10 protein-coding genes are annotated in these 13,693 nt (G+C 65.8%); 3 read left to right on the top strand and 7 right to left on the bottom strand.

Annotation, left to right across the window (positions count from 1 at the left end):
• Positions 1-165 precede the first annotated feature (165 nt).
• Positions 166-390 carry a hypothetical protein gene (locus A7D27_RS01560; RefSeq protein ID WP_069560148.1) on the top strand — a complete coding sequence of 75 codons (225 nt, stop codon included), beginning with the start codon at positions 166-168 and terminating at the stop codon, positions 388-390.
• Between the two features lie 263 nt (positions 391-653).
• Here A7D27_RS01560 and A7D27_RS01555 read toward each other — a convergent pair whose 3' ends face one another.
• The 7 genes from A7D27_RS01555 to A7D27_RS01525 all read right to left on the bottom strand — a co-directional run bounded on the left by A7D27_RS01555 (position 654) and on the right by A7D27_RS01525 (position 12,022).
• The gene (locus A7D27_RS01555) at positions 654-3,713 is read right to left on the bottom strand and encodes a multidrug efflux RND transporter permease subunit (RefSeq protein ID WP_069560149.1); all 3,060 of its coding nucleotides are present in this window, start codon (positions 3,711-3,713) and stop codon (positions 654-656) included.
• A 21-nt stretch (positions 3,714-3,734) separates the two neighbouring features.
• On the bottom strand, positions 3,735-4,889 hold the full coding sequence (locus A7D27_RS01550; protein ID WP_069563923.1) for an efflux RND transporter periplasmic adaptor subunit: 1,155 nt from the start codon (positions 4,887-4,889) through the stop codon (positions 3,735-3,737).
• A gap of 239 nt (positions 4,890-5,128) precedes the next feature.
• Entirely contained in the window at positions 5,129-6,154 is a 1,026-nt protein-coding gene (locus A7D27_RS28995) for a methyl-accepting chemotaxis protein (protein ID WP_371914803.1), read from the bottom strand.
• Positions 6,155-6,858: 704 nt separating this feature from the next.
• Positions 6,859-7,953 carry a DUF1513 domain-containing protein gene (locus A7D27_RS01540; protein ID WP_069563922.1) on the bottom strand — a complete coding sequence of 365 codons (1,095 nt, stop codon included), beginning with the start codon at positions 7,951-7,953 and terminating at the stop codon, positions 6,859-6,861.
• A gap of 1 nt (position 7,954) precedes the next feature.
• Positions 7,955-9,019 (bottom strand): imelysin family protein, encoded by a 1,065-nt coding sequence (locus A7D27_RS01535; RefSeq protein ID WP_069560153.1) that lies wholly within the window; start codon positions 9,017-9,019, stop codon positions 7,955-7,957.
• 10 nt (positions 9,020-9,029) lie between these two features.
• Positions 9,030-10,457 (bottom strand): di-heme oxidoredictase family protein, encoded by a 1,428-nt coding sequence (locus A7D27_RS01530; RefSeq protein WP_069563921.1) that lies wholly within the window; start codon positions 10,455-10,457, stop codon positions 9,030-9,032.
• Positions 10,458-10,681: 224 nt separating this feature from the next.
• A complete protein-coding gene (locus tag A7D27_RS01525; protein WP_069563920.1) occupies positions 10,682-12,022 on the bottom strand; it encodes an imelysin family protein in 1,341 nt (446 codons plus the stop codon).
• Between the two features lie 184 nt (positions 12,023-12,206).
• Here A7D27_RS01525 and A7D27_RS01520 point away from each other — a divergent pair, with 184 nt between their 5' ends.
• Both A7D27_RS01520 and A7D27_RS01515 read left to right on the top strand, forming a co-directional pair.
• Positions 12,207-12,779 (top strand): LemA family protein, encoded by a 573-nt coding sequence (locus tag A7D27_RS01520; protein WP_069560156.1) that lies wholly within the window; start codon positions 12,207-12,209, stop codon positions 12,777-12,779.
• 29 nt (positions 12,780-12,808) lie between these two features.
• On the top strand, positions 12,809-13,687 hold the full coding sequence (locus A7D27_RS01515) for a GIDE domain-containing protein (RefSeq protein ID WP_165678235.1): 879 nt from the start codon (positions 12,809-12,811) through the stop codon (positions 13,685-13,687).
• Positions 13,688-13,693: the final 6 nt, after the last annotated feature.

Genomic DNA, 13,693 nt, shown 5'->3' with positions numbered 1-13,693 from the left:
ACCTCGAACTGAAACAATTGTCTGTCACCCTCTGCCGTTGATTTTTGCGGCGGTGCGCCGAGCACCCCGGGCCCGAAGGACCGTTCGTCACTCCAGGTCGCGGGCACCGCCAAGTGTTCTACGGTTAAGTCACAGCGTTGGCAGCGCTATCAAGGGGTTGCGATCATGAAACTAGAAATCACGCGAGCTTTGTTCCTCGCTGGCGCCTTGGGGGTCGCGTCTGCGGCTGCGGCGGCCTGGCACGAGCCATCCCCCTCGGTGGTTCGCTCCAATGACCTCGGCTATTGCCCGGTGCCCCCCAATGCCCGCCACAAGCCCATGGCCAGGCCGGACGACAACCTGTTGCTGCTGATGTATGGCCTGACCCAAGGGCTGCGCGGTCAGGACTGACCATCGCCACGGCGCTCCTCCCGCGAGAAAGGGAGGAGCTGTGCAGGCGCAATGCATGCTCGTTTCCTGCCTGTCCTCGATTTTTCGCACCCATCTCTCTTCAACGGTATAGCCGTTCCCCCCCATCAGCGATGCGGACTGGGCCTACCTGCTGACCGCCTACGAATGCGCCTTCGGCCACCGCGTGGAGGTCCTGCGCCGGCTTTGAGCGGCCCTGAACGAAGAAGGCCCCGCATCCGCGGGGCCTTCTGGTTCTACGCGCCTCAGTGGCTCGAGACGGGCTCGGCCTGGGGCTGGTGCTGCGGGTCCTTGTGCGTCAGCAGCGTGTAGACGCAGGGCAGAACGAACAGGGTGAACAGCGTGCCGATGGACATGCCGGTGGCGATCACCAGGCCGATGTCGAAGCGGCTCACCGCACCCGCACCGGTGGCGAGGATCAGCGGCACCATGCCGAACACCATCGCCGCTGTGGTCATCAGCACTGGACGCAGGCGGATCGACGCCGCTTCCTCCACGGCTTCGCGCGGGGACAGGCCCTTCTCGCGGCGCAGTTGGTTGGCGAACTCCACGATCAGGATGCCGTGCTTGCTGATCAGGCCGATCAGCGTCACCAGGCCCACCTGGGTGTAGATGTTCATGCTGGAGATGCCGAGGAACAGCGGGATCAGCGCCCCGCAGATGGACAGCGGCACCGTCACCAGGATCACCAGCGGGTCGCGGAAGCTCTCGAACTGCGCAGCCAGCACCAGGAAGATGATCGCCAGCGCCAGGCCGAAGGTGACGTACAGCGCACTGCCTTCCTGGACGTACTGGCGCGAGGCGCCGGCGTAGTCGAAGGCGAAGCCGCGCGGGGCCTCCTCGCGGGCGATCTGGGTTACCGTCTCCACCGCATCGCCCATGCTCACCACCGGGAAACCCTCGATGATCGCCGAGTTCAGCTGCTGGAACTGTTTCAGCTTGGTCGGCCGCGCCGTGTCATGCACAGTGATCAGCGTGGACAGGGGCACCATGGTGCCGCTCTCGCTCTTCACGTAGTAGTTGTTCAGCCAGCCCGGGTTGTCGCGGTAGGCGCGCTCCACCTGGGCGATCACCTTGTAGCTGCGGCCGTCGATGGTGAAGCGATTGATCTCGCCTTCGCCCAGCAGCAGCGCCAGGGTCGAACCCAGGTCCTGCATGGAGACGCCCATCTGTGCGGCCTTCTGCCGGTCGATGTCCACCACCACCTCGGGCTTGTCGAACGCTAGGTCGATGTTCAGGAACGCGAACTTCCCGGACTCCTCGGCGCGTTTCTTGATGCGCTCGGTCACCTGTAGCAGTGACTCGTAGTCGTTGGGGGTGTTGACCACGAACTGGAACGGCAGGCCCTCGCCTGTGCCCGGCAGAGACGGCAGGTTGAAGCCGAATATCTGCAGGCCGGGGATCTCGTCCAGCTTGGCCTGGACCTGCGGCAGCAGCTCCATCTGGGTGCGCTCACGCTCGTCCCAGGGTTTGAGCAGGAAGCCGCCGATGCCTGCCTGTACGCCGTCGAAGCCGTTGATCTGGAACGACGAGTAGTACTCCGGGAAGGACTTGAACACGTCCATGAACTGCGCCGAGTAACCGTTCAGGTAGTCCAGGTTGGTCGGCTGCGGCGCCTTGGCCATGAGGAACACGATGCCCTGGTCTTCGTCGGGGGCCAGCTCGCTCTTGGTAAACATCATCAGCACCGGGATCAGGCAGAACACCAGCACGGCGAACACCACCACCACCGGGCGGGTGTTGAGGGTGCCATGCAGGGCGCGCTGGTAGCTGCGTTTGAGGCGCTCGAAGATCAGGTCCAGCCTGTGGGCCAGGCCACTCGGGTTTTCTTCGTGGCGCAGCAGCTTGGAGCACATCATCGGCGACAGCGTCAGAGCGACGATGCCGGAGATGATCACCGCCCCCGCCAGGGTCAGGGCGAACTCGCGGAACAGTGCACCGGTCAGGCCTTCGAGGAAGCCGATGGGGGCGTACACCGCCGCCAGGGTGATGGTCATGGAAATGACCGGCACGGCGATCTCGCGGGCGCCCTCAATGGCAGCGTCGAAGGGCGTCTTGCCCTCCTCGATGTGCCGGTGGATGTTCTCCACCACCACGATGGCGTCATCCACCACCAGGCCGATGGCAAGCACCATGGCCAGCAGTGTCAGCAGGTTGATGGAGTAGCCCATCAGTTGCATGAAGAACAGCACGCCGATCATAGACAGCGGGATGGTGATCACCGGGATCAGCACCGAGCGGAACGCGCCGAGGAACAGGAATACGACCACGATGACGATCAGCACCGCCTCGCCGAGAGTCTTCACCACTTCGTCGATGGAGGCCTGGATGAAGCGGGTTGCGTCGTAGGCGATGGACACCTTCAGGTTCGGCGGTAGCTGCGCTTCCAGCTCCGGCATGATCGCGCGCACGTGCTTGATCACGTCCAGCGGGTTGGCGCTGGGGGTGCCTTTGATGCCGATGTACACCGAGGGGATGCCGTCGAAGGAGCTGATGGAGTCGTAGTTCTCCGCACCCATTTCGACACGGGCGATGTCACGCACCAGCACGCGGCTGTCACCCACGGTCTTCACCGGGATGGCGGCGAAGGCCTCGGGGGACTTCAGGTCGGTGGTGGCGTTGATGCTGGTCACCACGTATTCGCCCTTCACCTGGCCGGCGGCCGAGAGGAAGTTGTACTTGCGCACCGCATCGCTCACGTCGGTGGCGGTGACGCCATAGGCGGCCATCTTCACCGGGTCCAGCCACAGGCGCATGGCGAAGACCTGGTTGCCGAGGATCTCCGCCTCCGCCATGCCCGGCAGGGTCGCCAGCTTGGGCTGGATCACCCGCGACAGGTAGTCGGTGATCTGCGGGTTGGACAGCTCGTCGCTGTAGAAGCTGATGTACATCAGTGCCGAGGCGTCGGCCGACTCCTTGGACAACACGGGGTCTTCGGCGTCCTGGGGCAGTTGGTTCTTCACCTCGTTGGCCTTGGCCAGCAGTTCGGTGAACAGACGGTCCGAGTTGGCGCCGATGCGTGCGTAGATCGAGATGACCGACATGTTCTGCTGGCTCGACGACGTCATGTAGTCGATGCCTTCCGCGCTCGCCAGGCTCTGCTGCAGCGGTTGGGTGATGTAGCCCTGGATGGTCTCGGCGTTGGCCCCCGGGTAAGCGGTGGTCACCGTGATCAGGGCGTTCTCCATCTGCGGGTACTGGCGGATGACCAGCTTGCTGAACGCCTGGAAACCGAGCAGGACGATGAGCAGGCTGACCACGGTCGCCAGGACCGGCCGACGGATGAAGGGATCTGTGAAAGCCATATGCGATTCCTTGGCGCAGCCTTACTGGGCAGCGCTGGCTTGATCTTCCGTTTTGGGGGCGAGGACCGGATCGTCCACCACCGCGACGTGGGAGCCGTTGTCCAGCTTCAGTTGGCCGGAGGTGACCACCTGCTCGCCGGTCTTCAGGCCCTTGAGCACAACCACCTGGCCGTCGCGGCGCTCACCGGTCTCGACGAAGCGGCGCTCGACCACCAGGTAGGGCTCGCCCTTGTCGTTCTTCTGTTCCTGGCCATCCTCACCCTTCTTCGGTGCGATGACGTACACGGAGTTGCCGTACAGGGTGTAGGTGATGGCGGTTTCAGGCACCACCACGCGTTGTTCTTCGCCCGGCAGCAGCACCTCGAGGTTGGCGAACATGCCCGGCAGCAGCTTGTTGTCGGGGTTCTTCAGCACGGCACGGATCTGCAGATTGCGGGTGGTGTCCTCGACCTTGGGGTTGATTGCCGAGATGGTGCCTTCGAATACCTCGCCCGGGTACGCCGCCACGCTCACCCGCACGCGCTGCTCCAGGGCCAGCTTGGGCACGGCCTGCTCGGGCAGGAAGAAGTCCACATAGAGGTTGTCCAGGTCCTGCAGGGTGGCGATGGTAGTGCCGGAAGAGAGGAAGTCACCCACGTCCACCTTGCGGATGCCGATGGTGCCGCCGAACGGTGCGAGGATGCGTTTCTTGTCCAGGGTCGCCTTCAGCTGCGCCACCGAGGCGTTGGCTTTCTGCAGTTCGGAGGACAGGCGGTCGAACTCGCTCTTGGAGATGTTCTGCCGGTTCACCAGGCTGCGGCCGCGCTCGAACTCGACGCGGGCCAGGGACAGGGTCGCCTCGGCGGTGGCCAGGCTGGCCTTCTCCACGTCGCTGTCCATCTGGATCAGCGGCTGACCCTGGCGCACTTTTTCGCCGGAGCGGAACAGCACGTCCTGCACGGTGCCGGCGACCTCGACGGTCAGGTCCACGCCCTGGAAGGCCTTGAGCGAGCCGATCGCCGGCAGGCGCTCCTGCCAAGGACGCTGCTCGGCCAGAGCGGCCGACACGCTGATGGCCGGCTTGGGTGCTGTGAACATCGCGATCTGTTGCTGGATGGAGAAGGCTTTGTAGGCGGCAAGGGCGAGCACCACGAGGATGACCGCGCCGAGCATGATGAGCATGCGGCGAAGCAACATATTCCGGTTCCTTGGCAAGGCAGAGTCGGGCCTGGGAATAGGCGAGGCGAGCACCTTATTCCTACCGGCGGGGGCAAGTCAAAGCCTCGGAATTGCAAAAGATTGCGTTCAGCGAGTGATGCCAGGGCTGCCGATCATGATCGGCGAAGATCGCTGTAGATCGCTGATCTTATTCTGGAGCGCTTGATCGGCTACCAAAGAGGCGTGAGAGGGGAGGGCACATCCCTGTGCCGGGAGAATCAGGCGCTGAAGCGGCGGGTGATGTCGTTGAGCTCGCCCGAGAGTTCATGCAGGCGCTGGCTGGCGCCTTCGGTGCGCTGCACGTTCTCGTTATTGGTGTCGGCGATGGCGGTGATCTCGGTGAGGTTGCGGGAGATGTCCTCGGCCACCGAGGTCTGCTCCTCGGCTGCAGTGGCGATCTGCCGGTTCATGTCGCGGATCGCCTCCACGGCCTCGGTGATGCGCTGCAGCATGGCGCCGGCCTCGGTGACCTGGATGACGCTCTGCTCGCTGCGGTTCTGGCCGCTTTCGATGGCGCGCACGGCATTCACCGCACCGGTCTGCACCGTGTCGATGATCTGGTGGATCTCGGCAGTGGATTCGGCCGTGCGTTGGGCCAGGGTGCGGACCTCATCGGCCACCACAGCGAAGCCGCGGCCCTGCTCGCCTGCACGGGCAGCCTCGATGGCGGCGTTGAGGGCCAGCAGGTTGGTCTGCTCGGCGATGCCGCGGATCACTTCCAGCACCTTGCTGATGCGGCCGCTGTCGCTTTCCAGGCGGCGGATGACTTCGGCAGTGGAGGCGATCTCGCCGCGCATGCCGGTGATGCTCTGTATGGTGGCCTGCATCACCCGCTCGCCCTGCTGGGCGGAGGTATCGGCCTGGTCGGCGGCGCCGGCTGCTTCAGCGGCATGACGCGCCACTTCCTGAGCGGTGGCGGACATCTCGTGCATGGCCGTGGCCACCTGGTCGGTGCGTGAGAACTGCTCGCGCACGCCCTGCGCCATCATTGCGGCGATGGCGTTGAGTTCGCCACTGGCGTTGTCCAGCTCGCTGGTGCTGTGCTTCAGGCGGTTGAAGGTGTCGGCGAGAAAGTCCCGCAACACGTTCGCCGAATTGGCCAGGCTTCCCAGTTCGTCCTTGCGGCTGCTGTCGACACGCTCGCCGAAGTTGCCCCGGCTCAGGCGGGCGATGTGCTCGATGAGGGTACGGATCGGTGCGATCAGGCGGCGGTTGATCAGCCACAGGGCCAGCACGCCGATCACCAGGCTGGAAAGCAGCATGGTCACCAGACCGCCGGTGAGGGTGGCGCTGGCACTGGCACTGATCTCGGCGGATTGCTGGGTGCCACGGTCATGCAGTTGGGTGACCAGCGCGGTCATCTGGTCGCTGGCGGCGCGGTCGATGCCCTGCACCGCCTTGTCGCCAGCACTCGGGTCGGCCCCGGCGGCGAGGAAGGCTTCGCGGCCCTTGCGGTAGGCCGCGCCCAGGCTCTGGTGTTCGCTGCGCAGGCGCTCTACCTGGGTCTGCAGGTCACGGTCGCCCATGTCGCGAGCTTCGTTGACCAGCTTGCCGAGAATATCCTGGACCTTGCGCTCCTGGTCCTCGAACTGGCCCCAGTACTTGGCCAGGGCGGCCGGGTCCTTGCCGCGCAGCAGCACGTTCTTCCATTCCTGGACCTGTACCTTGAACTCGACGTTGGCGCTGTCGACGAGGCCGGACGCTTCCAGCGTGCCGCCTACGAGGTTGCGATAGGACTGGATACCACCAGACAGTGAATTGAAGCAGGCGAGCGCGACCACCAGGATCAGCAACAGGCTGCCACCCAACAGCGCGAGGAGTTGGCCTCGCAGGGAGTTTTGCAGGGACATTGAAGAACGCCTCAGGGAGGAGGAAGGGAAGGGCAGGCAAAGTATAGGTCGGCCGCCATGACCGAGGCGTTAGACCATGGCGACGAAATGCTCGGGTTTCACGCCAGGTGCAGGTGGTTGTCCCAGAGTCCGGCGGGCAATTGCAGCGGTGTGGCGGTGGGGGTGGCCTGGCGGCAGTCGTAGAGGCGGCAGCGCCCCTGGCCGGAGGTGACGACGAAGCCGTTCTTCACCGCGCCCACGCCGGCGCAGTCGGGCAGCGGGGCGTCCAGGCGCAGGGCGCCGCTATCCAGGTCCCAGATGAAGAAGCGATTGCCCCGCGGGGCGGTCAGGGCCACCAGGCGCAGTTCGTCGTGCACCGCCACGCTGGCGGTGTACTGGGCCATGGCCAGGCGCTGCTCGTCCGCCACGGGGAAGGCGACGAGCGGCTGGCCAGGGCGCTTGATGGCCAGCAGGTCGGCGTGGTCCCCGCCATCGCCCATGTACTGCTGGCCCGCCACCACGGTACCGTCGGCGGCGACGGCCAGGTGGCGGATGCTGTTCATCTGTTGTGGCAGGGTCTCGCGGCTGATCAGGCTGCCGTCGCGACGCATCAGCACCAGGCTCGGTTCCATGGCGTCGAGGTTCATTTCCTTGCGGCTTTCCGCTTCGGTACGGATGCCGCCGTTGGCCACCACGAAGGTCTCGCCGTCGGGCATCCAGGACACCTGGTGCGGGCCGAGGCCGTGGGTGGACAGCTCGCCCTGGAAACTCAACTGGCGGTCGGCGTAGGCGTAGACGCCCAGCACACCACGGCCTGGGTCGCGGGTGTCGTTGTCGGTGACGTACAGCCATTCGCCGCTCTTGTGGAACACCCCGTGGCCGTAGAAATGCCGGTTCGGTTGCGAGCGCAGGGTCTGCAGCAGGCGGCCGTCCTCCAGGTCGATCAGGTAGCTCTCGGTCCCCGGGCGGCGAGCGACGAACAGGGCCACCGCTTCGCTGGGGTGCTGGACGATGTCATGGCAGCGCTGAGCAACCCGGGTGGCGAACACCTGGGTGCCGTCCAGGCGGTAGCCGACGGCGTAGTGGCCGCCGTCGGCATCGTCACGGGCGGAGAGCAGCAGAGGCTCGCGCCCCTTGCGACTGAGCGACCAGCCGGCCAGCGTCACCGCGCCGAGCAGCAGGCTGCCGAGTGCGATCACCTGGCGGCGCAACATGTCAGTCACCATCGTTGGCGTTGAAGCCCAGTTGTACGTTGAGGACGCGGGCCAGCTCGTTGGAATGCAGGCGGTGCACCACGTCCAGGCTGGCGTAGAAGACGCCCAGTTGCTTGAGGCCTTCTTCGCTCTCCAGCAGTTTGCTCAGCGGCGGCTGCAGGGCGTCGAGTTTGCTGCGGGCGTCCGCGTAGGCGGCGTCGATCTGTTCGGCCAGCGCCTTCTGGTCGCTACCCAGCAGGCTGCGCAGGCCCTTGCCGTCGACACCTTTCCACAGTTGCTCGGCGCTGAGCAGGCTGGCGCCGAGGCTGGCCAGGGAGGTGTCGCTGCGCCAGCCGTCGGCCTGGTAGGGTTGCGGCACGCCCTTGCTCATGCGGCCCATGGGGGTGCCAAGTTTCTTCTTGAGCGTGTCGAGAGCGGTGACCTGCACCCGCAGCAGCTCCGAGACGGCTTCGTGGGAGTCGGCATAGCGCGGGTTGGGGAAGGTGGTCAGCTGCTCCAGCATGCCGTCCTTCTTGTTCCAGCCGGCGAGAATCTCCTCGGCCAGGGTCTTCTGGCGCTCGCCGATGGCCTCCAGCAGGGGGCAGTAGCGGGCCTTCTGTTCCGGGTCTGCCATGTCCAGGCCGCTGTCGAAGAGGATGTATTCGTAGGCGGACAGGCCCTGCACCACCACGCTGGACTTGCCCAGGGCCGCAGCGTCGATCTGCGGCTTGGCGTTGACCAGTTGTTCCACCTGGCGGCCGACCAGGTTCTTCTTGTCCGGCCAGAACTGCACCTGCCAGGCGCGGTTGCCTTCGGCCAGCGGGCCCACCATCAGCGGCTGCAGTTCGGCCCAGGCCTTCTGGGCGACGAGGAAGTCGGCGCGGGCCTTGGCCAGGTCCTCCTTCCCGGAGCAGAACGCCAGGGCGCTGGCGGCCAGGGCCCGGTCGGCCTCCACCCAGCGGCTGTAGGTGGGCAGGATCACCTGCTTGGCCAGTGCCGAGGTGGCCTGGGCTTGTGGGTCCTGAGGGGCGCACGCACCGAGGGCAAGGGCGGCGAGGCTGGTGAAGAGCAGTTTGGGGCGGAACATGCAGGGCTCCTTACAAGGAATTCAGGAAGGCCAGCAGCGCGGCTCGCTGCCCGGCGTCGTAGCGCATGACGGTCTGTTTCGCCGCCTCGGCCTCGCCACCGTGCCAGAGGATGGCCTCCAGCAGGTTGCGGGCGCGCCCATCGTGAAGGAAGCGGGTATGGCCATTGACCACCTCGGTGAGGCCGATGCCCCACAGCGGCGGTGTGCGCCAGTCGCGGCCGCTGGCCTGGAACTCGGGGCGGCCGTCGGCCAAGCCCTCGCCCATGTCGTGCAGCAGCAGATCGGTATAGGGACGGATCAACTGGTTGGCCAGCTCCGGTTCGGCAGCATCGGCCCGGGTGGTGAAGCTCGGGGTGTGGCAGCCCTGGCAGCCGGCCTGGTGGAACAGGCCCTTGCCTTCCAGTATCTGTGGGTCGTTGATCCCGCGCCGCGAGGGCACGGCGAGGTTGCGGCTGTAGAAAAGCACCAGACGCAGGATGTTGTCGCTGACCTCGGGCTCACCGCCGTTCACGGCATTCAGGCAGTCCACCTGGGCCGGCGTGCAGTCGTCGTGGGGCAGCAGACTGGTGGTCAGGCCCATGTCGCCGGAGAAGGCGTGGGCGTTTTGCTGGTTCAGGCTGGGCTGGCCGGCCTTCCAGCCGAAGCGGCCGAGCACGGTCTTTCCGGCGGCATCGTCCCAGACCCGGTTGGGGCGGCCGATGACGCCGGGGCCCTTGGCCTCGGATGGGCCGGCATTGGCCAGGATGGCGTCCTCGGGAATGGCCTCCAGCAGGCCCAGGCCGATCATCGGTGGGGCGACTCGCGCAGAGAACATGGTCTGTGGGTGCATGGGTCCATAGCCCAGCTGGGTGATCTCCAGGGTGGGCTTCTGCAGTTCCACCACGGTGCCGTCGGCCAGGGTGACGTTGAGCGGCTCGTAGCGCATGCGCACCTTGCCTTCCGGCGCGACGCCGGGGATGGCAACGTCCTGCAGTTGCCCACCGTAGACCGGCTCGGGCACCACGCCCAGGCGCTCCAGCATCTGCTGGTGTTCGGCCTTGGCTTCGGCAGGGATGGACAGGCGCACCAGCATCGACACGGCGTTGTCACCGCGAACGCCTGGCGGATGGCCGCGGCCGTCCTTCACGTGGCAGTTCTGGCAGGCGTTGGTGTTGAACAATGGGCCCAGGCCATCCCTCGCGGTGGTGGAGGAGGGGGCGATCACCCAGGGGTTGCGGAAGAAGCTGTTGCCGACGTTGAAGTCCAGCCGGCGGCTCGGCGTGAGGTTGCCGGAGGCCTGGGAGAAGGCGTTGCGGTCATGCAGGTTGATGGTCGCGGCACCGCCTGAAAGCTGCTCGCCGGGTTCGGCCTGGGTGAAGCGGGGGGGCTTGTCGCAACCGGCCAGGGCAACGGCCAGCAACAGCGGCGACAGGTGGCGGAGGGCCGACGATACGGGCATTGGCGGGTCCGGCTGGGGAAAACAGGCCGGCAATGTTAGCAGGCGAACGGCTATTAAATAAGAGGGATTTGCGTTCGTGATAGCGGGTCTGGATGGCCGCTGTGAAGAGGGTGGAGCCCAGGCGTGACGCGATCTTCAGCCAGACGAGACGCGGATTTGCAGGCATGAAAAAAGCGGATGCGGCGATGGGCCGCATCCGCTTTCGGGACAGGTGGACGGTGCGATCAGAACTCGTGATCGGCGTTGTCCGGCTTCAGGTCGCTGATGCCCAGCTTGCCGGCAGCCTGTTCGATGGCACCGGTCTGCTTGACCAGGGCGGCGATGGCGTCACGCACCACCTGGTTGCCTTCGGCGTTGTCCGGAGCGATCAGCTGGTCGAAGTGCTCGCCCTTGTTGGCGCGGTCCACCAGGACCTGCAGCTTGGCCTCGGTGGCCTCCAGGTCGGCCTTCAGGGTGGCGTCGGCCTGGGCATCGGCCTTGGCGACCAGGGAGGACAGGCTCGGGCCGGTCAGGGTGGTGCCGTCGACCTTCTTGTATTCGCCCAGGTAGACGTTGCGGATGCCCTTGCCGTTGTAGAAGTGCGAGTTGTGGGTGTTGTCGCTGAAGCAGTCGTGTTCGTCTTCAGGCGAGTTGGCTTCCAGGGCGACCTTCATGCGCTCGCCGGCCAGCTCACCGAGGGACAGGCTGCCCATGCCGAACAGCATCTTGCGCAGGCCGGACTCGGCCGGTTCGGCTTCCAGCTTGGCACGGTAGTTGTCGGCGACGCCGGCTTTCCACTGGCCGACCATGTAGTCCAGGTCGCTCACCAGCAGGTCGGTGACGGCCTTCAGGTAGGTGGCACGGCGGTCGCAGTTGCCGCCGGTGCAGTCCTTGCCCTGGGCGTAGTCGGTGGCCGGGCGATTGCCGGCGCCCGGGCCGGTGCCGTTCAGGTCCTGGCCCCAGAGCAGGAATTCGATGGCGTGGTAGCCGGTGGCGACGTTGGCCTCGGAGCCGCCCAGTTCGTTGAGGCTGGCCAATTTCTCGCCGGTGATCTCGGTGACGTCGATCTTGTCTTCGCCGACCTGGATTTCCTTGTTGGCGACGATGTTGGCGGTAGCACCGGGATTGCCCAGGGCGTGCTGGTAGTCCTTGGCGACGTAGTCGATCAGGCCTTCGTCCAGCGGCCAGGCATTCAGTTGGCCTTCCCAGTCGTCCACCACCGGGTTGCCGAAGCGGAACACCTCGGTCTGCATGTAGGGCACGCGGGCAGCCAGCCAGGCTTCGCGGGCGGCTTTCAGGGTGTCGTCATTCGGGGTGGCGAGGAAGGCGTCCACGGCCTTTTGCAGGGCGAGGCCGGTGGTGTGGGCATCGGTGAACACGGCCAGGGCCAGGTCGGCGTAGTGCTTGACCACTGCCTTGGTCGCTGCCTCGTCCAGCTTGGTGGCGGCCGGTGCAGCGCTGCTGCTGCTGGCGGCAGCCGGGGCTGCGGTCTGGGGCGCGGCGGCCTTGTCCTTGTCGTCGCCGCAACCGGCGAGAGTGATGGCGATGGCAAGCAGGCTGGCGGTGGCCAGGGGCATACGACTCATGGCGGATTCCTTTGGTGGTGTTGGGAAGCGCTGCTGCGCGAAAACGGCGGACATAATGCGAAAGATTTGCATTTTTGAAAAGTGGCACTTTGTCCCGTTGTCGCGATGGGTGTGCCCCGGGTCGCTGTGCCGGAGGGCGACGGGCGCTAGAATTCTGCGGAACCGAAGACAAGGAGTCGTTCGCATGTCCCTGAGCACCGTTGCCATCCTCGTCGCCCTGCTGTTGTTGGGCGCCTATGCCGTGATCCTCTACAACGCCCTGGTGCGCCTGAAACACGGCGTGGGCAAGGCCTGGTCGAACATCGAGGTGCTGCTCAAGCAGCGCCACGACGAACTGCCCAAGCTGGTGGAAACCTGCAAGCAGTACATGCAGCACGAGCGCAGCACCCTTGAGCGCGTGATCGCTGCGCGAAATGCCGTGGCGGGCGCCCGTGAGCGCGGCGACCTGGGCGCCCTGGGCCAGGCTGAAAGCGGGCTGCGCGCCGGCCTCGGGCAACTGTTCGCCCTGGCGGAGAACTACCCGCAGCTCAAGGCCAACGAGAACTTCCAGTTCCTCCAGCAGCGCATCAGTGGCTTGGAGAACGGCATCGCCGACCGTCGCGAGCTGTACAACGAGGCGGTCAACCTGAACAACGTGCGCATCGAGCAGTTCCCTGATGTGCTGATCGCCCGGGTGTTCGGCTTCCGTCCGGCAGAGCTGCTGGTGTTCAGCGAGGCAGAGAAGGCCGATGTGGACATCAAGAGCCTGTTCAACTGATGGACGGGGGTGAAGCTGGTGGTCTGGCGATGAGCCTGGCCTTCAGCCTGGGAGCCTTCCTTGGCGGCGGCTGGTGGTGCCTGAAGCGCTTCTACGAGGGGCGCCTGCTGCTGGATACGCCGACCTCGAAGATCCGTTCGGCGGCTCAGGGTTACGTGGAACTCTACGGTGTGCTGCACGAGCCGCAGCACGGCCTGTTGAGCGCGCCACTTACCGGCAAGCCCTGCGTGTGGTGGCGCTTCCGTATCGAGGAGTACAGCGAGAGTGGCAAGAACAAGCGCTGGAAAGTGGTGGAGAGCGGCGTCAGCGATCAGTGGCTGGCCCTGGGCGATGGCACCGGCGAGTGCCTGATCGACCCGCGCGGCGCCGAGGTACGACCCGCCACCCGTGAGGTGTGGCGGGGCAGCCAGCGGCACCCGCTACGGGTGGAGTCCGCCGGGTTGTTCGGCTCGCTGTTCGGTGGAGGCGACTACCGCTACACCGAGGAGCGCCTGGAGCTGGGTGGCCCGCTCTATGCCATCGGCGAGTTCGTCACCACCGGTGCGAGCCAGCAGGGGTTCGATGCCAACCGGGCCGAAGGGGCGGTGATCCGCGAATGGAAAAGTGATTTCACCGGCCTGCTGAAACGCTTCGACAGCAATGGAGATGGCCAACTGGACGAGGGGGAGTGGGGGCGTGTGCGCCTGGCCGCGCAGTTGGAGGCGGAGGACCGCCACCGCGCCACCAGTGCGGCACCGGCGGTCAATCGTATGCGTCGCCCGGGGGAGGCGCGGCCTTTCCTGCTATCCAGCCATGGCGAGGACGTGCTGGCGCGGGCGTTCTTCTGGCAGGCGTTGGGCGCTGGCCTGGTATGCATCGTAGGGGCGGTTGCGACGGTCTATCTGCTGCGCACCACCGGTTGGCTCTAGCGTCTC

The organism is Pseudomonas sp. 1D4 (genome assembly GCF_001728925.1).
Lineage (GTDB): Bacteria > Pseudomonadota > Gammaproteobacteria > Pseudomonadales > Pseudomonadaceae > Metapseudomonas > Metapseudomonas otitidis.
The sequence above is the reverse complement of the archived record's forward strand: the minus strand, read 5'-3'. Positions and strand labels throughout refer to the sequence as shown.

Excerpts from the sequence above, each read along its gene's own strand:
- A7D27_RS01560 (WP_069560148.1), top strand. The coding sequence starts at position 166 with ATGAAACTAGAAATCACGCGAGCTTTGTTCCTCGCTGGCGCCTTGGGG.
- A7D27_RS01555 (WP_069560149.1), bottom strand. The coding sequence starts at position 3,713 with ATGGCTTTCACAGATCCCTTCATCCGTCGGCCGGTCCTGGCGACCGTG.
- A7D27_RS01550 (WP_069563923.1), bottom strand. The coding sequence starts at position 4,889 with ATGTTGCTTCGCCGCATGCTCATCATGCTCGGCGCGGTCATCCTCGTG.
- A7D27_RS01540 (WP_069563922.1), bottom strand. The coding sequence starts at position 7,953 with ATGTTGCGCCGCCAGGTGATCGCACTCGGCAGCCTGCTGCTCGGCGCG.
- A7D27_RS01535 (WP_069560153.1), bottom strand. The coding sequence starts at position 9,019 with ATGTTCCGCCCCAAACTGCTCTTCACCAGCCTCGCCGCCCTTGCCCTC.
- A7D27_RS01530 (WP_069563921.1), bottom strand. The coding sequence starts at position 10,457 with ATGCCCGTATCGTCGGCCCTCCGCCACCTGTCGCCGCTGTTGCTGGCC.
- A7D27_RS01525 (WP_069563920.1), bottom strand. The coding sequence starts at position 12,022 with ATGAGTCGTATGCCCCTGGCCACCGCCAGCCTGCTTGCCATCGCCATC.
- A7D27_RS01520 (WP_069560156.1), top strand. The coding sequence starts at position 12,207 with ATGTCCCTGAGCACCGTTGCCATCCTCGTCGCCCTGCTGTTGTTGGGC.
- A7D27_RS01515 (WP_165678235.1), top strand. The coding sequence starts at position 12,809 with ATGAGCCTGGCCTTCAGCCTGGGAGCCTTCCTTGGCGGCGGCTGGTGG.